This is a genomic window from Nostoc sp. (genome assembly GCF_036917375.1).
Classification (GTDB): domain Bacteria; phylum Cyanobacteriota; class Cyanobacteriia; order Cyanobacteriales; family Nostocaceae; genus Nostoc.
The window spans coordinates 77398-97544 of the sequence record NZ_JBALDN010000089.1 but is presented as its reverse complement, the minus strand read 5'-3'; the positions used below and the strand labels follow the sequence as shown (position 1 = coordinate 97544).

The 20147-nt window shown below is 42.0% G+C and carries 14 protein-coding genes and 1 pseudogene; 9 read left to right on the top strand and 6 right to left on the bottom strand.

Translation table 11 applies throughout. From position 1 onward, the window contains the following. Nucleotides 1-93: 93 nt before the first annotated feature. Nucleotides 94-666, bottom strand: a pseudogene (locus V7K45_RS22965) (Rpn family recombination-promoting nuclease/putative transposase); the annotation flags it as partial. 639 nt (nt 667-1305) lie between these two features. Between V7K45_RS22965 and V7K45_RS22960 the strand changes: the two are divergent. From V7K45_RS22960 to V7K45_RS22950, 3 genes are all read left to right on the top strand, one after another. Further along, nucleotides 1306-3252, top strand: coding sequence for an amino acid transporter (locus tag V7K45_RS22960; RefSeq protein WP_335007281.1), 1947 nt, complete (start codon nt 1306-1308; stop codon nt 3250-3252). A gap of 305 nt (nt 3253-3557) precedes the next feature. Further along, nucleotides 3558-6800 carry a hybrid sensor histidine kinase/response regulator gene (locus V7K45_RS22955; protein ID WP_335007280.1) on the top strand — a complete coding sequence of 1081 codons (3243 nt, stop codon included), beginning with the start codon at nt 3558-3560 and terminating at the stop codon, nt 6798-6800. Nucleotides 6801-6897: 97 nt separating this feature from the next. Beyond that, nucleotides 6898-7470 carry a prolyl hydroxylase family protein gene (locus V7K45_RS22950; RefSeq protein WP_335007279.1) on the top strand — a complete coding sequence of 191 codons (573 nt, stop codon included), beginning with the start codon at nt 6898-6900 and terminating at the stop codon, nt 7468-7470. Nucleotides 7471-7502: 32 nt separating this feature from the next. On the opposite strand, the gene recR is transcribed toward V7K45_RS22950, so the two are convergent. Continuing rightward, complete coding sequence (gene recR, locus V7K45_RS22945) at nt 7503-8060, bottom strand: recombination mediator RecR (protein ID WP_322638705.1); 558 nt, start codon at nt 8058-8060, stop codon at nt 7503-7505. 229 nt (nt 8061-8289) lie between these two features. Beyond that, on the bottom strand, nt 8290-9327 hold the full coding sequence (locus V7K45_RS22940) for an aldo/keto reductase (RefSeq protein ID WP_335007278.1): 1038 nt from the start codon (nt 9325-9327) through the stop codon (nt 8290-8292). Between the two features lie 712 nt (nt 9328-10039). Here V7K45_RS22940 and V7K45_RS22935 point away from each other — a divergent pair. From V7K45_RS22935 to V7K45_RS22925, 3 genes are all read left to right on the top strand, one after another. Then, nucleotides 10040-11932, top strand: a complete 1893-nt coding sequence (locus tag V7K45_RS22935) for a lipoxygenase family protein (RefSeq protein ID WP_335007277.1) — start codon at nt 10040-10042, stop codon at nt 11930-11932. 37 nt (nt 11933-11969) lie between these two features. Beyond that, the gene (locus V7K45_RS22930) at nt 11970-13319 is read left to right on the top strand and encodes a cytochrome P450 (protein ID WP_335007276.1); all 1350 of its coding nucleotides are present in this window, start codon (nt 11970-11972) and stop codon (nt 13317-13319) included. A gap of 406 nt (nt 13320-13725) precedes the next feature. After that, nucleotides 13726-14286 carry a hypothetical protein gene (locus tag V7K45_RS22925; RefSeq protein ID WP_335007275.1) on the top strand — a complete coding sequence of 187 codons (561 nt, stop codon included), beginning with the start codon at nt 13726-13728 and terminating at the stop codon, nt 14284-14286. A gap of 56 nt (nt 14287-14342) precedes the next feature. Here V7K45_RS22925 and V7K45_RS22920 read toward each other — a convergent pair whose 3' ends face one another. Continuing rightward, complete coding sequence (locus tag V7K45_RS22920; RefSeq protein ID WP_335007274.1) at nt 14343-15077, bottom strand: chromophore lyase CpcT/CpeT; 735 nt, start codon at nt 15075-15077, stop codon at nt 14343-14345. 204 nt (nt 15078-15281) lie between these two features. Next, nucleotides 15282-15779, bottom strand: a complete 498-nt coding sequence (locus V7K45_RS22915) for a GNAT family N-acetyltransferase (protein ID WP_335007273.1) — start codon at nt 15777-15779, stop codon at nt 15282-15284. A gap of 158 nt (nt 15780-15937) precedes the next feature. On the opposite strand from V7K45_RS22915, the gene V7K45_RS22910 reads away from it, so the two are divergent. The 3 genes from V7K45_RS22910 to V7K45_RS22900 all read left to right on the top strand — a co-directional run bounded on the left by V7K45_RS22910 (nt 15938) and on the right by V7K45_RS22900 (nt 19315). Next, nucleotides 15938-16528 carry a flavodoxin family protein gene (locus V7K45_RS22910; RefSeq protein ID WP_335007272.1) on the top strand — a complete coding sequence of 197 codons (591 nt, stop codon included), beginning with the start codon at nt 15938-15940 and terminating at the stop codon, nt 16526-16528. Between the two features lie 240 nt (nt 16529-16768). Further along, on the top strand, nt 16769-18121 hold the full coding sequence (locus V7K45_RS22905; protein ID WP_335007271.1) for a serine/threonine-protein kinase: 1353 nt from the start codon (nt 16769-16771) through the stop codon (nt 18119-18121). A gap of 174 nt (nt 18122-18295) precedes the next feature. Next, the gene (locus V7K45_RS22900; RefSeq protein ID WP_335007270.1) at nt 18296-19315 is read left to right on the top strand and encodes a tRNA-dihydrouridine synthase family protein; all 1020 of its coding nucleotides are present in this window, start codon (nt 18296-18298) and stop codon (nt 19313-19315) included. A gap of 28 nt (nt 19316-19343) precedes the next feature. Here V7K45_RS22900 and V7K45_RS22895 read toward each other — a convergent pair whose 3' ends face one another. After that, on the bottom strand, nt 19344-20147 hold the full coding sequence (locus V7K45_RS22895) for an SDR family NAD(P)-dependent oxidoreductase (protein WP_335007269.1): 804 nt from the start codon (nt 20145-20147) through the stop codon (nt 19344-19346).

Below are 20147 nucleotides of genomic sequence, written 5' to 3'. Positions count from 1 at the left end.
TATGGATTTAGAAATTTTGAAAATTTTCGAGTTAGATGCTTGTTAAATTGGTATACCAACTATTAGTTAAGCATAACAAGTACTGAAGAACCAAACTCTTTTAATAACCTCTTTATCTAATACTAAACCAGCTAAAATCGCTGTAGAAGCAGCAATATTACTTTGAGTTCTTAATTCTGTAATACTGTTAATTTCTCGTGCCACTTCGTTAAGTATAACTTCTGGATCAATTGTATTGCTTAACACTGCCAAAGGTAAAAGTCCAGGTGTTCTCAAAAATACTTCAGTTGGTTGTTCCCAAAGTCTGATAACTGCAAATTCATGTCGTGTCCCAGCAATTGTAAATGTATTTTGTTGCACCAAATTTGAATTTGTTTGCTTGAGGTAAATTACGACTTGATGCATTGCTTTATCTGGAAAGCGGCGATATGCTCGTAATCGATAGTCAATCATCCGAAAAGGAATTTCCGGATCGACTTGGGTTTGAAATTCTAAATGCAATATGCTTTGCTCCGACTGCAAAAGAATTAGAGCATCAGCCCGAATGGGTTCGAGAGATAATTCTTTTGGACTTAGTTCTGTTAAATTAATAGATTCGCCTAATAACCATGTAGCGAAGTCACTGGAGAAGTTCTCAACTAAGAATTTGCAGATATTGTCAAACATCTGAATTAGTGTAGTTAGTACAGATGGGTTCGCACGATCCTGGGAACCTATTTAACAGATTGCTTATATAAGAATCTGCTTTGATTCGGAGAAATTATTTGCGTAGGGAGGGAACAGCCAACGGGGAACAGGGAAGAAGGAATAAAAGTGCACTGAGTTTTTTCAAAAATCAAATACGAGTCTTATATATTATTGTCTACGACTATATGTCTATAATTCCATCAAACTAAAATTAGCGGCTATACAAACATAGTTCTAGATTAGCAGGTTAATTATCTTATGGTCAGTTACACAAACATCATATAACTAAAAGTGATTTTTGTTTTAGGGCTGATTTGTTAATTGCGTACATACCTTGTTTAGCAGCACCGTTTTTTTAACTGATAGAGCTTGAACGTGCTAAGGATACGAAAGCCTTAATCCCCAAATATACGGATGCAGTATTGAGTCTTCCCATACCAAAAGCTGCAACCGAGCTTGATATGCTAAACAACTACAAACAGCTACTATATATTTTGTAAATCGGACAGGATGCTTAACATACAATAATAGTGCTATACCTTTGTAGTTAAAAATTTTAATAAACCACGAAGGCTTCAAAAAATCACAAAGCCGACTTTTGCAACATAACGGTATTTGATGGCTAAATCAATTGTTTCAACAAAACGGCTCGGCAGCCAGTTAATCCATTGGTTGCTTGAAGAAGACCGACGAGAGAAAAAAGGGCCTTACCGCAAGGAAGAAGCACATCGACAGCATTCTTGGTGGCAGGTGATGTGCTTGACTGGTGTAGATTATTTCTCGACCCTTGGCTATCAACCAGGGATTGCAGCACTGGCGGCTGGCGCTCTTTCTCCTATAGCTACCCTGGTTCTGGTTTTGCTGACGCTCTTTGGAGCGTTGCCAATCTATCGGCGCATTGCTGCCGAAAGCCCTCATGGTGAAGGGTCGATCGCAATGTTAGAGCGTTTACTTCCCTGGTGGCAAGGCAAATTACTTGTACTGTGCTTACTTGGGTTTGTGGCAACTGACTTTATTATTACCATTACCTTGTCAGCAGCTGATGCCACAGCCCATATCATCGAAAATCCGCTAACACCAATTTGGCTTCACAATCAGCCGATCGCAGTTACCCTGATTTTAGTTACATTACTAGGTGCAGTCTTCCTGAGAGGTTTCCGAGAAGCCATTGGGATTGCAGTAGTTTTGGTGGGAGCTTATCTACTGTTAAACTTTATTGTCGTTGGCGTCGGTGTGTATCAGATATTAACTCACACAGAAGCGATCGCAAATTGGCAAACTGCACTTTTTGCACGGCATTCCAATCCTTTGATCCTAATCGGCATCGCTCTCCTCATCTTCCCCAAACTAGCGCTAGGATTATCAGGTTTTGAGACTGGTGTTACCGTTATGCCCCTGGTTAAAGGTAGCAGTACCAGCACTCCTCAGCATCCCAAAGGGCGGATTCGGAATACACGCAAGCTGCTCACCACTGCTGCACTGATAATGAGCTTCTTTTTGCTTACCACTAGCTTTATAACCACTCTACTGATTCCAACCGCAGAATTTGCATCGGGGGGCAAAGCCAACGGACGGGCCCTTGCTTATTTAGCACATTTGTATTTAGGCAATGGCTTTGGCACAATTTACGATTTAAGTACTATTTCTATTTTGTGGTTTGCAGGTGCATCTGCAATGGCAGGGCTGTTAAATATCGTGCCTCGCTACTTACCGCGCTATGGTATGGCACCCAATTGGGCACGAGTAACCCGACCTTTGGTGTTAGTCTACACAGCGATCGCTTTTGTTGTAACAATTATCTTCAAAGCAAGTGTAGAAGCCCAAGGTGGGGCTTACGCAACTGGCGTGCTGGTGTTGATCACCTCAGCCGCCTTTGCCGTCACCTTATCAGCCCACCGTCACAAACAGAAGCGGGCCAGACTCGTTTTTGGCATCATTACACTGTTATTTTTATATACCACCATTGTCAATATCATTGAAAGACCAGAAGGGATTAGGATTGCTGGGTTTTTCATCGGTGCGATCATTTTTACCTCGCTGGTTTCTCGTGTTTGGCGTTCAACAGAACTGCGAGCAGAGCGGATTGAAGTTGACGAACTTGCTAGCCAATTCTTTGCCGAAGATAGCCGGGGAACAATACGACTGATTGCAAATCGGTTGAATAAGGGTGATGTCCTAGAGTATTTTATGAAAGAGAAAGAGGTACGCGAAGACAACCATATTCCAGCCAACGATCCAATTCTGTTTTTAGAAATTCATGTATCCGATGCTTCGGAATTTGCAGATGTGATCGTAGTAAAAGGGGTACAAGTTGGTGATTATCGCATCCTCCGGGCTGAAAGTGCAGCAGTACCGAATGCGATCGCAGCTTTACTACTTTACATTCGCGACCAAACGGGTAAGATTCCCCATGCTTACTTCGGTTGGGTTGAGGGAAATCCCATACAATACCTATTGCGTTTTATCTTGTTTGGCGAAGGTGACATTGCTGTAGTTACCCGCGAAGTACTGCGGCGGGCTGAAAAGAATCCCGAAATGCGACCTGGTATTCATGTTGGGGGTTGATTTAAAAGTGCTGATTTAAGTAGTGCTGAGTTCTGAGTTTAATTTTCTGCGTAAGTTCCCTAAGTCTATAAGATTTAAGAGTGCTGAGTGCTGTTAGCGATAGCAGGGCGTTTAGCTCGTACTGAATGCTGAGTGCGATTATTACTTTTTTTACTCAGCACTCGTTACTCAGCACTCAGCACTGTTTCGGTGATAGAAGTAGCGATCGCAGCCTTTACCTCAAATTTGAACAAATTGCCTTAAAATTTATGTAAATATGAGCCGCTCAATCTGAAATTAACTTTAAAATTATTTAACTTTTTAAAATGCCAGACGCGGAAAAGTTCCACAACCAGCTGGTTAATCACAAGCTGCTGCATCGGCAAGTTAGTAAAAAGGTAAATTCTTCGCTAGTCGCCAGTCAAGAAGAAGGAATGGTGCTTCAGTTGCCTGATGGCACTATCCAGGCTTGCAATGTTGCTAGCGATCGCATTTTGGGACTGACCGCCCAACAGCTTGTGGGGCAAAATTTGCTCGATCCCAAGTGGCAATTTATTCATGAAGATGGCTCTCCTTTACTCAGTAAAATCCACCCTACGAGCGTTGCTCAAAATACAGGTAAACCTTGCTTAAATGTGGAGTGCGGCTTTTATAAGCCAAATGGTGAGCTAGTCTGGCTGTTGTTGTCCTCGCAACCTCTGTTTCAAACTGAAGGAAGCAATCTGTATGCGATCGTGACAACTTTTTCAGATATTACGGCATCTAAGCACGCCCAGTTCGAGGATGACTGTAGTTGGGAACAAAATACTCAACAAGTTGATGCAGATGAATTTCAGGCATTGTGGGATAGTCAATGTCTGTTTCAACAAATTGCTGGCACTCTTCCAGGGATAATCTACATTTATGACCTAATTGAGCAGCGAAATGCTTACGTTAATTACGAAATTGCTCGAGGTTGGGGCTACACACCAGCAGAAATCCAGGCGATGGGAAAGGAATTATTTACTCAACTTCTACACCCTGAAGATTTGGCTCGACTTCCTAGCTATTTTGAACAATTTAATTCTGCTGATCGGGGTGAAGTCCTCAGCTTTGAATACCGAATTCGACACGCTAATGGAGAGTGGCGCTGGTTTTGTAGCTATGACACTGTGCACAGCAGAACTGCTGATGGATTGCCGCAATATCTTTTGGGGATTGCTTTTGATATTACAGAGCGACGACACATAGAAATTTCTTTGCGGCAAAGTAATGAAAGGTTTGAGCTAGCAGCGGCGGCGGTTAATTGCCTAATCTATGACTGGGAGATTGGCAGAAATACTGTGGAAAGAACTCAAGGTCTAACCCAGGTTTTTGGCTATACACAACAAGAAACGGAACCTACCTTCCAGTGGTGGCAAGAACGCATCCATCCCGATGACCAACAAAGAGTTAACGACCAATTCATGGCTAGTATGGCCAATGGAAACCGTTATCGCATCGAGTATCGCGTGCGTCACCAGGATGGCCGCTATTTGTGGGTGGAAGACCAGGGGTTTGCAGTTCGGGATGAAAATGCTCAGGTAGTTAGGGTAGTTGGTGCGAGTACTGATATTACCGAACAGCAAGCTGCGCTATGGGAACGTCAAAAAATTGAAACAAATCTGCGCGAAAGTGAAGAACGGATTCGGTTGGCCACTAATGCTGCTGAACTGGGTATGTGGTTTTGGAATATCACCACCAACGAGGTAATTTGGACAGATAAATGTCGGCAGCTGTTTGGAGTGTCCCTAGAAGCCGAAATCAGCTTTGAGATTTTTCTCAACTGCGTACATCCAGAAGACCGCCAATGCATTCATCAAGCGATCGCCTGCTCTCTTGAAGAAAAAGTTGACTGTGATATTGAATACCGCATCCTTTGGTCTGATGGTAGTATTCATTGGATTTCTGCTAAAGGTCGCGTCTTTTATGATGCCGAGGGTAAACCAGTACGGATGATGGGTACTACCCAGGATATTACCCAACGCAAACAGGTAGAAAATGATTTGCGCCAGCGCGAAACTCAATTAAGGCGGTTAGTTGATTCCAACATTATTGGCATTATGTTCGCTACTCCCGATTACATTACTGAGGCGAACGAGGCTTTTTTAGAAATGGTGGGTTATACGCGAGAGGAACTATTAGCGGGTAAGATACGCAGACAAGATATCACCCCACCTGAATATCACGCTCTCGATCGGCAGGGGATAGAACAACTTTTAACGGTTGGGCTATTTACTCCCTTTGAAAAAGAATACATCCGCAAGGATGGTTCCCGTATTCCCATACTAATTGGTGGTGCTTTGGTGGATCGAGATCCAGCGTCTTGGATCTGTTTTATTCTTGACCTAACCCCCAGAAAGCAATTAGAAAAGGCACTCAGGCAACAAGCAGAGGAACTCAAACAGGCAAACCGGAATAAAGATGAGTTTCTCGCGATTCTCTCTCACGAATTGCGATCGCCCCTCAACCCGATTTTAGGGTGGTCATCGCTACTCAAAAGCCGCAAATTTGATGAAGTGACTACAAGTCGTGCTTTAGAAACCATCGAAAGAAATGCTCAATTGCAGATTCAATTAATTGATGAGTTGCTGGATGTCTCCCGAATTATTCGCGGTAAGTTGAACCTGACTTTTGCCACTGTTAACCTAGTAGCTGTAATTGATGCTGCATTGGAAACAGTCCGGTTAATTGCCGAAACTAAATCCATCCAGATTAAGGTACAGGTTGACCGCAATGTTGGTAAAGTTTCAGGCGATTATAATCGCTTACAGCAAGTTGTAGGGAATTTACTCTCGAACGCAGTCAAGTTTACTCCCTCTCGTGGTTCAGTCGAAGTCAGCTTATCATTGAGTCGTGAATTAACTTCCCCCTCAGCACTAATTCAAGTTAAAGATACAGGTCAAGGTATTTCCCCTGAGTTTCTACCCCACGTATTTGAATATTTTCGTCAAGCGGATAGCAGTACAACCAGGACATTCGGCGGACTGGGACTGGGATTGGCCATAGTTCGTCACTTAGTAGAGTTGCATGGTGGGACTGTAAAAGCAGCCAGTCCAGGAATTGGACAGGGAGCAGTTTTTACTGTCAGACTGCCTTTGATGAAGGAAACTGAGGGTGCAGGGGAAGCAGGGGGAGTAGGGGAGAAATTTAACTCGTCACTTCTGCGCGGACTACGGGTATTAATTGTCGATGATGATGTTGACACACGGGAGTTTCTGCACTTCTTGCTACAACAGAATGGGGCGTCGATCGCTGCCGCAGCATCGGTAAAAGAGGCGCTTAGAATTATAGCACAGACTGTACCTAATTTATTAATCAGTGATTTAGGAATGCCAGAAATGGATGGCTACAGCTTGATTAAGATGCTTAGAGCCATGCCCAAAGAGGAGGGCGGGGAAATTCCGGCGATCGCTCTTACCGCCTATGCTGGAGAAAGCGATCGCGAGCGAGTTTTAGCAGCTGGTTTTCAGAAACACATTGCCAAACCAGTACAACCAACTGAATTACTCACCTCAATTGCAGATTTGCTAGGGCAAAATCATCGCTAAAACTCTATTTCTGTTCATTAGACTTTAGGCTCAACTGAACCGTATTGAGTTATAAGGAATACACTATCATCAGGCTTAAATCTCAATCAGCTTAACCATGACCAAGAAAGATTTGCTTCGCAACCAAATTTTCACGCTGGAAAATATTCTTTCGCCAGCAGAATGTGCTGAGTATATTACTTTAACAGAAAGTATTGGCTATACAGATGCTCCTATTACTACCCACCGAGGTTTTCAAATGCGTCCCGACATCCGCAATAATCAGCGCGTTATTCTAGATGACCGGGAGCGTGCTTTTGATTTATGGCAGCGTGTGTCAAATTATATCCCCAAGACCATTGGTAGATGGCATCCAGTTGGGCTGAATGAGCGTTTTCGTTTCTATCGCTACGATCCAGGTCAGAGGTTTGCACCTCACCATGATGGTCCTTATCGACGAACTAACGGTGAGGAAAGTTTGTTGACTTTCATGATTTATCTGAATGAAGGGTTTGAAGGCGGCGAAACCCGCTTTTATCTTCCTGAATACTACATAGATTTATCTAATCTAGCTGTGCTTCCAGTAACAGGTATGGCTTTGTGTTTTGTCCACGAGCTAGTACATGAGGGCGCTACTATTATCCAGGGGCGGAAGTACGTCTTGCGATCGGATGTTATGTACAGTCAATAGTCGAGATGATTAACCAGCAAAATCAACAAAATTTAATCTAACTCTCGACGGCCTTCCAACGCCCTCGCCAAAGTAACTTCATCTGCGTACTCCAAATCACCACCTACAGGTAAACCAAAAGCAATTCGCGTCACTTTGGTAAATGGTTTCAATAGCTGACCGATGTATAGGGTTGTGGTTTCCCCTTCTACACTCGGACTAATTGCCAGAATTACTTCTTGAGGTTTTTGCTGACTCACTCGGCGCTGCAAAGCTAGTATATTTAACTGATCTGGGCCAATTCCATCAATTGGCGAAATCACCCCGCCCAAAACGTGATACTTGCCTTTGTATTCGCGGGTTTTTTCCAGCGCAATCACATCGCGAGGATCTGCAACCACACAGATAGTGTTATTGTCACGGTTGGCATTGCGGCAAATTTCACAAACAGGTTCAGCAGATAAGTGAAAGCAAACAGAACACAAGCCGATCTGTTTTTTTGCCTCAACTAAAGCTTGCGCCAAAGCTTCTACTTCTGCTTCTGGTCGCTTCAAAATATGCAAAGCCAGTCGTTGGGCACTTTTGGGGCCAACTCCCGGTAGGCGTTGCAATTGTTCAATTAACCGTGCTAAAGGGCGTGCGTAAACCGTTGTCTTGTCTCCAGAATGTTTTCACTTTAACTATGATGACATTTTTTGAGTACTTCCATCAGGTGCAACACTTCCAACTCGTGATCGCTCAGTTCTGGACTTTGCAGCCACTCTACTAGTTTTGTGTCCACAGCAAGATATACGGTTGTTTGCTGTAAACCTTAGTTTGAAAACACGCCCTAGCTAAAATTTATCCTAACCACTCAGGATTTTTGGCTGTACTATCAAATTGGTTAGTAGTTTTAAACAGTTCATACTGACCTTTGAGAGCAGCTTGGCGAGTCCGATTCAGTAATGCTCTAACTTGTTCCTGACTCATGGGTTTAAAAGTACGTACTGCCTCGAAAGCCTGGTTTAAGATGGGCATACTTTCAATGCCTGTAATCACCGTTGAAGTTGGCAGATTCATTGCGTAATGCAGACATTCAATCGGTTTGACCACATTGCTTTTGAGAATGTTTTGGTCGCCCATTGATTTCATCCCCAGTACAGCAATTCCGTCTTGAACCAGTCTGGGTAAAACTTGCCTCTCAAAACTGCGGAAATGGGCATCCATAACATTTAACGGCATCTGCACTGCATCAAAACGGAAGTTGTTTTGATTGGCAACTTCCAACATTCTCAGGTGTACTAAAGGGTCTTTGTGTCCAGTAAAGCCTATGTAGCGAATCTTGCCAGCTTTTTGTGCTTCCACAACTGCTTCCATCGCACCACCAGGGGCAAAAATCCGGTCTGGGTCTTCCATGCGAATGACTTCATGATGCTGCAACAAATCAATATGATCTGTTTGCAAACGTTTTAAAGATTCATCAATTTGTTTAGCAGCAGCCGCCTTTGTGCGACCGTCGATTTTAGTCATCAGAAAAGCTTTTTGACGATAGCCATTTTGGAGAGCTTTACCCATGCGAATTTCGCTACCTCCATTATGGTAATCCCAGCTATTATCCATAAAATTGATCCCGCGATCGAGAGCAGTACGGATCAGATTAATACCCTCTTGTTCATCTTTTGGTCTACCAATATGATGACCACCTAGACCAATTACAGATATTTGTTCTTTGGTGCGTCCTAGTTGCCTGTAGAGCATTTCCCCTTTTTTACTCTGGAGTGGGGTAGACTGATTTTGCGCTAAAACCTGCTTGGTTAAACCTTGTAAAGCAAATACCCCGGCTCCACCTAAACCAGAAGCAGAAACTACCTTCAGTAAATTTCGTCTGCTAATATCCACAAATTTATCCTTTTGCCACAATATGAGAACTTGCCTTCATAGCTTTGCATGGAGCAAAATTCATTGCTTCTAACTGTTGAAGGATAAAGGCAGTGAGGTAGAGATAGATTTTTGATAGGGGAAGGTAAGGGACTTGTAAAAAATAAATTATCCCAAATTATTTATAAATTTATAGGGACGCAAGGCCTTGCGCCCCTACGACGGGATATTTGTTTAACTAGAAGTCCTTAAGAGAAAAATATTCTATCGCTGTGTAAGTAGAGGAAGCATTGCAATACTTCTTGGGTTTTGGGAAAAGAGGAGAGAAGAAACCTTTAACCCTTCCCCTTTTCCCAAAATCCGATTCCGAATTAAAAATGCACAAAGCGATAAGTATTGAGAAGCATTTGAGACATCGGCAGCAGAGGAAGAATCTGATAGTTGTATTCCGGATCTTGTTTCAGTAGTTTAAATGTTAACTCCAACACAATACTTTAGTCTGAAAGTGTTTTTTGAGAATTATTTCTAAATCTTGGCAAATATTATTTGTATTGCTAAATATCTCTTGCAAGATTTCTAAACATTTAGTGTGTGGTGCAAAAGTTGAGAAAATCCAGAAAATTTCATTAGAAAAAGCGTAATTTTAAACTTGATTGCGATAATATCTTTAGGGAACTCAAACCTGTTTATCCTAAACTATAAAAGTTCCCCGTACTAAACATGAGTAGAGTCAATGACTGCTTCATCACCAGAAAATTCAATCAGCTCATCAAGTACTCATACTTTAGATATAGCTAGGCAAGAGTATCAATATAACTACATTCATATTCCATCAATTGCGATGCTGGATCGGCTTTCTATTGCCGAAGAGTTCACCACTAACTGGTATTTTTTATTAGCCCAGCAGTTACGAGTTGTGTTTATTAATACCTTGATTGTTAACAGAGGCAATCAAGGTTCTAAATCGATTCGTGATGATGTCCAAAGGTTTATTTTAGAAGCCTTACTCAAGGGAGCAGTACCAGTAAAAATCACTATTCTGGCAAGAATCCTGCAAATTATCCCTCAGTTTTTGCTCAATGGCATCTCTAAGGATGTTAGAGAACTTGACGATCTTTTTTATTCTATTTTGAAAGAAAACGGCCTTGTGATCCTCAGAGATGCTCTAAATAGGATAATTAACCTTTTATACGAAGGACAGCCGACAGGACATGCAACCAGTCTTAAGGACTACGAAAATTTGTTTCCGGTGATTGGTGTGCCAGCGATCGCTAAAACTTACCAAGAAGATGAAGTATTTGCCTACATGCGAGTGGCTGGCTACAATCCCGTCACGATCGCGCGAGTAAATACTCCAGGCGATCGCTTCCCAGTCACAGACGAACATTACCAAGGAGTGATGGGAGCTGACGATTCATTAGCAGCAGCCGGACTTGAAGGCAGACTCTACTTAGCTGACTATAAAATTTTAGATGGTGCGGTCAACGGTACATTCCCACACGAGCAAAAATATCTCTATGCTCCCCTAGCACTGTTTGCCTTACCCAAAGGCTCAGACCCCAACCGTTTATTGCGTCCGATAGCCATTCAATGCGGTCAAACCCCAGGTTCAGATTATCCAATTGTTACCCCTAACTCCGGTAAATACTCTTGGCTTTTTGCCAAAACAATAGTCCAAATAGCAGATGCCAACTACCACGAAGCTGTTACTCATCTAGCAAGAACTCACCTGTTTGTTGGTGTTTTTGCGATCGCCACCGCAAGACAACTGCCACTTACCCATCCCCTAAGAATTTTACTGCACCCACATTTTGACAGCACTTTAGCAATTAACGATGCCGCTCAACGGATTCTCATAGCTCCAGGCGGTGGTGTCGATAGATTACTCTCATCATCAATCGATAACTCTCGCGTTTTAGCAGTGCTAGGGTTGCAAAGCTATGGTTTTAACAGTGCCATCTTACCTAAACAATTCCAACAGCGCGGTGTAGACGATACCAACCTCTTGCCTGTTTATCCTTACCGAGATGATGCACTATTAGTCTGGGATGCCATTCATCAATGGGTTTCAGACTACCTGAACCTTTACTACACCACCGATGAAGACATTCAAAAAGACAGAGCATTGCAAGCGTGGGCAGCCGAAATCCCAGCTTACGATGGTGGTCGCATCCCTGATTTTGGCGAAGATGGAGGCATCAAAACGCTCAATTATCTGATTGATGCCACTACGCTGATTATTTTCACTGCTAGCGCCCAACACGCAGCGGTTAACTTTCCGCAAAAAGATTTTATGGGCTACGCCTCAGCCATACCATTGGCAGGTTATTTACCAGCCTCTACTCTCAAAAGAGAAGTTACTGAGCAAGACTACCTTAATTTGCTCCCTCCCTTAGATCAGGCGCAACGGCAATACAACCTACTCAGCTTATTGGGGTCTGTGTATTACAACAAGCTGGGCGATTATCAGCAAGGATACTTTACAGACCAGAAAGTAAAACCATTGCTACAAGCATTCCAGATTAATCTTCAACAGGTAGAGGATACCATCAAGCAACGTAATTTGCACCGTCCACCCTATGAATATCTACTTCCTTCTAAAATTCCTCAGAGCATCAATATCTGAATTAAAGACAAATGACAAATGACTCAAAATAAATACTATGACACTTAAAGATAAAGTCCTCAAAGGTCACGATCGCCAGCTTTGGCTTGCACCTATACTAGCTAAAGTAGGTTACGATACTGCGATCGGCAAGTTTCTCCGCTTGATTTTTTATTACATGGATGCCTCAATCATGCTCAACGCATGGCGGGACTTTCTCTACATCCGTAAGGATAATATTGGAGACAAGTATTTTGCAGTAGACCAAGCAATTATGCATTCCTCTCATTCGCAGGTGAGAGAACTAATGCAAACCCAACCCCAACTGCGAGGAAATGATTTAGGCATCATCAGAATATTAGCTCCTAGCTACCTGCTGGATAATCCTCTGAGCTTGGGAACGAACGGTAACGAACACACAGGACTACGTACTGTAATCTTACAAGCCTTACCGGAACCGTCAGAGCAGATAGACTTTTTAGGGGATTTAGTTGAGCAAAGCTTGTTAGAAGCTGCTAAACAAGGCAAATTACACATCGGCAACGATTTGCCAAAGATTATGCTGTCGAGTTTGCATCAACTGGTTTTTCAGATATCTTTATCTGAGGAAGAAATCACAGCATCCGATAGTTACATTAAAGGTTTGGCTTTTGCATCCTTGCCTAATTTTATCAGCAAGTATTTGCTGGCAATATTAACAGCGCCAAGAATTCGGCATCGTCAATATTTAACTAACCGATATAAACAATCAGCTAAATGGGCATCTTACTTTGAAACAGGCGCTCAGTATCAGTTGAACGAACACCAAATCGCTAATACTCTTTTCGATATGATTCATATTGCTGGTACTGCCGGCACGAGTGCGCTTTTAGGATCTGTGATTGGTGTTCTTTGCTTAGATAATACTCTCAGAAATGATGTAGTGTCAGAAGTGAATGCAGTCTGGAATGGCAAGAAAACTTTAGACCTAGACGCTCTAGAAAAGTCAACACTTCTCAATCAAGTGATTCTAGAAACGGCTCGTCTCTATCCACCTGTGCGATTTGTTAGCCAACTCACCACTGAAGCGGGTGAAGTTGAGATTGGAGAACAAAAATGTCCATTCCAAAAAGGTACTCGCTTGCTTGGCTCTATTCTTACAGCTAATCGGGATGCCAATAGATACCAAAATCCAGATGATTTTGACCTAACACGGAATTTTTCAGATATTTTATCTTGGAACGGCGAAGGGCATGAACGAGCCTGTCCTGGTAAATCTTTATCAATTGGCTTTATCAAAATTTTCTGTTTACATCTGTTCCACAACTATCAATGGGACTCAATTACAGAAGTCAAGTGGGATTTTGAAAAAGTGACTGCTGTTACTCCTAATAATTTAGTACTACAAGGTTTTGCTCAACGACTGTGAGTAAGAGACTTTCAGTAGGGGCGCACAGCTGTCATTAGTGTCAACTTAAGCTGAAAGCCTATTTCAAATCTCGTTTCCAGCCTATAGGCTGGAAATGCACTTCAATTGCGGCTCTGCCGCCAGCAAGGGAGGCAGAGCCTCTAGAACGGCATTCCCAGTCGGAGACTGGGAACGAGACACAAGACAATATCTAAAAGCTTGTTCTACGCTGGCTTTCACGTTAAGTTGACACCAATGCACATCTGCGCTCCTTTACTTCTCGTGCGGAATTATAAGTTGGTAATTGTTCTGGTTTTTTGAGTTGATTTTACTCTTTTTCTAGTACAAGATTACTCAGATTTTCTCTAACTCGGTTCGTTAAAAATTTAGGTATTCTTTTAGCTCAAAGGAAATAATTACAAATTATATGGCTGAATTAATTGAAAAAAAACAACTTAATAATATTGCAACCTGGATGATTCCAATCAAAGAAACAAACTTACCATCTGTTCTTAAGGGTGTGTTTTTTATGGATGGCAATCCACTGCCAGATACTTGTATTACTATGTACAATTTAGAATGGGATATAGAAAATAGAACTTTGCTTTTACCAATCTTTGCGCCGTTACAGTGGACTTTTCATGACTCGATTGCTGGCTGGATATTACTACGTTCAATTCAATGGTTTAAAGTAAGTTACAAAATTCAATTTGAAGATGAAACTTTGCAACAAGCTCAAGTCACACCTGTTTTTCTAGGAATATCAGTTCCAAAATCGATTGTCAGTTTCACAATGTCCCAAGACAAAAATTCTCTCGATGGAGATATCTGGCACAGAAATAACGTTTGGTTCGGCGGACTTTCTCGATCTGGTGAGTATACTCTCCGTAGGGTTGTCGATCAAGATGGTTCTTATACTCCTGCTTTTAACGATATGCTTACCAGGGTACAAAATGAATGTTTAGTTATTGGACGCCAGTCACATTGATTCGGCTTAGGTTAGTCAGCTAAAGCTTAGAGCCTTATTGCCCTCGATCGCTAACTTTAAATAGAAATTTTATTCTTTTTTAATTTCTGTTTTTGCCGATCTGAAATTGCATTTTTTGTACTCCAAATTCCCAAAGCCAGCAACCCGAATATGACAGAGGGTTCTGGAACAGAATTAACTCGACGGAATTCGATGGGTGTGGCCACAAGTAAATTGCCTTTCTTGTCAAAAATTTTGTCTAAGGAGTCGATGCTACTTTGCTCAATAGTTATATCAGAAACTACTTTGAAGCCATTATTTGTTATACAGCCATTGGGAGCGTTGTTCCCAATGTAGCTGTTCTGCTCCCAAAATAATTGCAAATTACATGCGTTATTCTCAACATTGCTAATACTAAGCTGTCGCCTAGACTGAGAATGATTGCATAACCCGCGTACAGTATTTTCATTTAAAAAGCTGCTAATACTTAGATTCACAGCCGAATTTCTTTGATTAAAAGAATAAAGGCGTAGCCGCTCAAAACCTGGGCTTTCTTGCTCTAGATAAACGTTCTGTGTTTCAGCCAGAGGATTAGTACCATCCAGTTGTACACTACAACTTGATATGGTAATTAATGGCACAGTGGGGCTATTAGCAACCTGTTGAGCATTATCAAAAAAACCAGTGAACCACTGTGCTACTTCCTGAACCTGTTTCTTAATGGGTGGCGCACTGGTATCAGCACGGCTTTGTTGAACAAATGAAAATGTAGTGACTAAGAATGTCAAAATTGATACTTTGATTAAATGCATAGAGGTTCGGATTCTAACACAAGCAGATTACAGACTTATGGATAAATAATTTACACCATCAAGCCCCATTTTCCGTCATGAAATAAATTTCTTAGCTGTTGGCTAATAACTCTTGTGTCATTTTCCAGATTAAGCAAGTAGTAAATAACTTCAATTATCCAGATTAGCCATTCAGTTTAGACTCAAAAAGAATCTATTAAGTAGTTAGCTATTATACGCAAATATCAAAAATTCAGTGCCTTCATAGATGAACTCTGCCATCTTACACATACCCATCTTTTGATGTGCTTGAAGTGATGCTTTGTTATTTGCCTTAATGAACAGTATTCCTTCCCGCTTTGGTAGAAAATCTTTCAACTTAGCAAACATTACCGCGGCAATACCTTGCCCACGCATAGTTTCATCAACACAAATGGGGCCATATAAGTAAGCATCTTTTGTACCAGGATAGGCTTGTAACATCACCTTTATAATTGGTAAATTAGCAGTTGTCTTTGACCAGCTGAGTAAGAATCCTACAACTTGACCATTTTTTCGAGCTACAACGCTCGGCATTTGCGAGATAGTCATCATCACAGCCTCTGGCTCAAGATGACCTAACAACATACCACCATGTTCTGCGTCATTGGCTTGGGCCAATTTGACGATTCCAGTAACATCACCGGGGGTGGCACGGTCAATCGCTACATCATTGAGACACATACCTGGTTAATATAAATAGGAGAAAGACTTGGAGCAAAAGAATTTTCTTTTAGAAGAATAACAGAAATGACTTTAAGATTGACTGCTTTACTTTATAAGCCAGTAGTCTTTATGATATTTCTCGTTCAGTTTCAGTCAAAATTTTAACTAAACCTCCTATGCCCACCGTTGCGATTATCTATTTTTCTGGTGCAGGTCATACTCATCTTATGGCCCAAGCTATTGCTGAAGGTGCAAGTAAAGTTAAAGACACCACCGTTGAACTGCTACGGATTACTGGAGAGCAGATAGTCAATGGTCGTTGGAAGAATGATGAGGTAATAGCAACTCTCAATCAAGCTGATGCAATTGTTTTTGGCTCTCCTACTTATATGGGTGGTGTCGCAGCTCAGTTCAAGGCATTTATTGATGCTGCTAGCGAAGTTTGGTTCCGACACGGATGGAAAGACAAAATCGCTGGGGGTTTTACCCATTCCAGCTCTCCTAGTGGTGATAAACAAGGTACACTCCTCTATTTAGCTACCAACGCAGCCCAACATGGCATGATTTGGGTAAATGTGGGAGACTTGCAAAGCTTTTTATCTGGTAAAGATGATGGGATAAATCGACTGGGAGGATTTCTAGGTGTAATGGGTCAAAGTCAACTCGATATGAGTGGTAAAGAACCAGTGCTAGATTCGGGCGATTATCTGACTTCACTGCGCTTTGGGGAACGCATTGCAGAGGCAACTAAACGTTGGGTTAAGTAGCTTTTGACACTTGTATTTGATAAAAAATTCAAAAAGTCGAAGTTGCACCAAAGCAGCGATCGCGTGAAACAAGCAGTACACTGCTACTATGCCAAAACTTGCAAAGTGCGTAGGCGTAGCCCGCACTTCGGCAAAGCTCAGTGACCACCGTAGGCATCGCTGTTTTTTCTACTAGTAAGAGTGCTTTTTTAATGGGAATACTTTATATATAGTAATTCCAATAAATAAAACTCCTGTAGTATGAGCTACTGTGTCAATATTGATTGCCTACGTCCACAAAATTCTGACAGTTCTCGTTTTTGCAATAGTTGTGGTCAAGAATTATTACTTAAACAGCGATATCGTCCACTCGCGGTCATTGGAAGCGGTGGCTTTGGGAGAACGTTTTTAGCTATTGATGAACATCTTCCAGATCAACCCAAATGTGCGGTCAAACAACTATGTTTCCAAAAGGAAAATACTGAGATTTGGCATAAGGCAGTCAATTTATTTCATCAAGAAGCCCTTCGTCTCAATGAACTAGAACACTCTCAAATACCCAAATTACTAGCGCATTTTGAACAAAATCAAAAGTTTTATATCGTTGAGGAACTAGTAGATGGACAAACACTCGCCCAGGAATTACAAAAACAGGGCGTTTTTCAAGAACCGCAAATTTGGGAGATATTAAAAAGTTTATTGCTCACACTGCAATTTATCCATTCCCGACAAGTAATCCACCGAGATATTAAACCGGAAAATATTATGCGCCGTTCGGGTCGAGGAGACCTGGTATTAATAGACTTCGGAGTTGCTAAATTCGCTAATAACATGAAGCAACTTCGTACAGGCACCATAGTAGGTAGCCCAGAATATATCGCTCCCGAACAAATGCGAGGAAAGGCATTACCAGCCAGCGATCTTTACAGCTTGGGTGTAACATGTATTTACTTGCTTACCGATGTTTCTCCCTTTGATTTGTTCGATATTGCTAGCGATCGCTGGGTATGGCAAGAACATTTACCAGCAAAGAATACTGTTAGCGTTCACCTCTGTGAAATCTTAGATAAACTTTTACAAAATGCCGTTTCGCAACGCTTCCAATCGGCAACAGAAGTTTTACATATACTGGAGCAACAACCAAAGAAATTGCCAAATATTTCTAATTATCGTACAGTAAATACTATTGATTATACACATTTACGTGATTTATTAACAAAAGGAAAATGGGAATCAGCAGATAAAGAAACTTGGGAACTAATGTGTCAAGCACTAGCAAAGCCTAGAGGGAGTTATATATTTAGTAGCGATCTTGAAAAACTTCCCTGTCAAGATTTGCAAGCCATTGACCTTTTATGGGTGAATTACAGTCAGAAACGCTTTGGTTTTAGCATCCAGACACTTATTTACAAAAACGTGAATGGAGAGTATGGAGTTTTTTGTAATCAAGTTGGTTGGCATATATACAATTCTAGTTATGCAAATTCGAAATTCAATTTTAGTCTAAAAGCACCAATCGGTCATTTACCCTCACGTATTTGGATTGGTGGTTCTCAACCGTGGCGCTACCCCGATGCTTTAACTGTAAAATTAGCAGCTTGTGGTATTAGTTAGTTTTGATAAAAAAATTGTTGAATAAGATTACTAATAAACTCCTAGTTTGTAGTGAGCGATTCATCGCTCAAAGCAACGATAATTAGGACTAAAGTCCTGACTACAAACTTTAATTGATTTACGTCTAGCTATTTATAATTTAACAGTGAGCTTTGTCGATCGCTCTTCATCTTTATGCCCCAGGTATCGCTCCCCCAATCGTTTCATCCACACTTACCCCTCACCGCTCTTGCGCCCATGCAGGATGTGACAAACCTCTGGTTTATGAAGGTGATTGCCCACTACGGCAGCCCTGACTACTTTTTCACCGAATATTTCCGCGTCAATGATACCTCACGGCTCAATCGTAGCATTCTGGCAGCAATCACCGAAAACGACACGGGTCGTCCCGTTTTTGCTCAAATGATTGGCGAAAGTATTCCAGATTTAGTCAGAACGGCAAAGGAACTCTGCAACTATAATATCGCTGGAGTTGACTTGAATATGGGCTGTCCAGCACCTAGAATCTATCGCAAAAATGTTGGGGGTGGATTGCTACTCTTGCCGGAAAAAGTGGATCGAATTTTAGGAGAACTGCGGCAGGCAGTCAGCGACCGACCTTTGACGGTCAAGATGCGTGTAGGCTTTGAAAATACAGATAATTTTTACAAAATTCTAGATATCATCAATCGCCACAGCATTGATTTGCTCTCTTTGCATGGTCGCACGGTAAAAGATATGTACCACGGGGCAGTGAAATATGATTTGATCGCTGAAGCCGTTAGACGAGTCCATTGTCCAGTACTTGCTAATGGCAATATCAACTCGGCGACAACTGCTGTGGAAGTGCTTTCTCAAACGGGCGCGGCGGGTGTGATGGTGGGACGCTGGGCGATTGGGAATCCTTGGCTTTTTAATCAAATTCGGCAAGCTTTGCGTTTCGAGCCGATTGCACCCGTTCCTTTAGCGGAGGTACGCAACTATATCGATCGTTTATGGCAAACCCCCACAGCAGCAACTATGCCAGAGCGATCGCGCGTCGGCTACCTGAAAATGTTCCTCAACTACATTGCCCTGAGTGTTGACACTGAAGGTCATTTTTTACGGTTGATGCGACATACTTCTACTGAGGCAGAATTGTTTAACCTTTGCGATCGCGTTCTTCTTACCGATTTGACAAAAACTTTAGCCCTAGCACCTTCTTTGAGCGTGTGATATCGGGCGTTGTCGATTTGGCTGTGATTTATGGTAAATTTAACCGCTTGCGCGCACCAAATCGAAATAAGTTATCTGGCAATATTGCTTTTAAGCGAGGCAGCCATTGTGCCTCATTGCCAACACGATACCGTAATCGTGGCGACCGACTACGAGCAGCAAATAGAATCGTCTGTGCGACTTTTTCAGGATCGTCGCCTTGTGCAATTGCTTGACTAACAGTTGAGCGAATCACATCGCGTACATTATCGTAATCAGCGTAATTCAATGTAGGTGACAACATGGCGTGGTTGAAGTTGGTCTTAAAGTAACCAGGCTCAATTAAAGACACTTTAATATTGAAAGGGTCTAGTTCCACACTCAATGCTTCACTATAACCTTCGAGTGCAAACTTACTTGCACTGTAAAAACCTTGGCCTGGTGCGCCAATCAATCCCGCCACTGAACTGATATTAATAATATGCCCACTACGCTGCTGTCTCATAACTGGCAAAACAGCATTGCTAACCCGGACAACACCCCAAAAATTGGTTTCAAAAACCTCCTTGGCTTGTTCTAAAGAAGTTTCTTCAATCATGCTGACATGAATTTGTCCAGCATTGTTAATCAATAAATCAATGCGATTAGTCCGCGCGAGCAACTGTTTGATACAGGATTGTACTAAAGACTCGGAGGTAACATCAAGTGTCAACATTTCCACATCTTCTAAAGTTGGATGTTCCTTACGACTGGTACCGAAGACCCAGTAACCTTCTTGAGCCAGCTTTTGAGCCGTTAATTGCCCAAATCCAGATGATGCTCCTGTTACTAGCACGACCTTTTTATCAGTCAT

Bases quoted from the DNA above. Each gene is read 5' to 3' on its own strand.
- V7K45_RS22960 (WP_335007281.1), top strand. From the start codon at position 1,306: ATGGCTAAATCAATTGTTTCAACAAAACGGCTCGGCAGCCAGTTAATC.
- V7K45_RS22955 (WP_335007280.1), top strand. From the start codon at position 3,558: ATGCCAGACGCGGAAAAGTTCCACAACCAGCTGGTTAATCACAAGCTG.
- V7K45_RS22950 (WP_335007279.1), top strand. From the start codon at position 6,898: ATGACCAAGAAAGATTTGCTTCGCAACCAAATTTTCACGCTGGAAAAT.
- V7K45_RS22935 (WP_335007277.1), top strand. From the start codon at position 10,040: ATGACTGCTTCATCACCAGAAAATTCAATCAGCTCATCAAGTACTCAT.
- V7K45_RS22930 (WP_335007276.1), top strand. From the start codon at position 11,970: ATGACACTTAAAGATAAAGTCCTCAAAGGTCACGATCGCCAGCTTTGG.
- V7K45_RS22925 (WP_335007275.1), top strand. From the start codon at position 13,726: ATGGCTGAATTAATTGAAAAAAAACAACTTAATAATATTGCAACCTGG.
- V7K45_RS22920 (WP_335007274.1), bottom strand. From the start codon at position 15,077: ATGCATTTAATCAAAGTATCAATTTTGACATTCTTAGTCACTACATTT.
- V7K45_RS22915 (WP_335007273.1), bottom strand. From the start codon at position 15,779: ATGTGTCTCAATGATGTAGCGATTGACCGTGCCACCCCCGGTGATGTT.
- V7K45_RS22910 (WP_335007272.1), top strand. From the start codon at position 15,938: ATGCCCACCGTTGCGATTATCTATTTTTCTGGTGCAGGTCATACTCAT.
- V7K45_RS22905 (WP_335007271.1), top strand. From the start codon at position 16,769: ATGAGCTACTGTGTCAATATTGATTGCCTACGTCCACAAAATTCTGAC.
- V7K45_RS22900 (WP_335007270.1), top strand. From the start codon at position 18,296: ATGCCCCAGGTATCGCTCCCCCAATCGTTTCATCCACACTTACCCCTC.
- V7K45_RS22895 (WP_335007269.1), bottom strand. From the start codon at position 20,147: ATGACTGATAAAAAGGTCGTGCTAGTAACAGGAGCATCATCTGGATTT.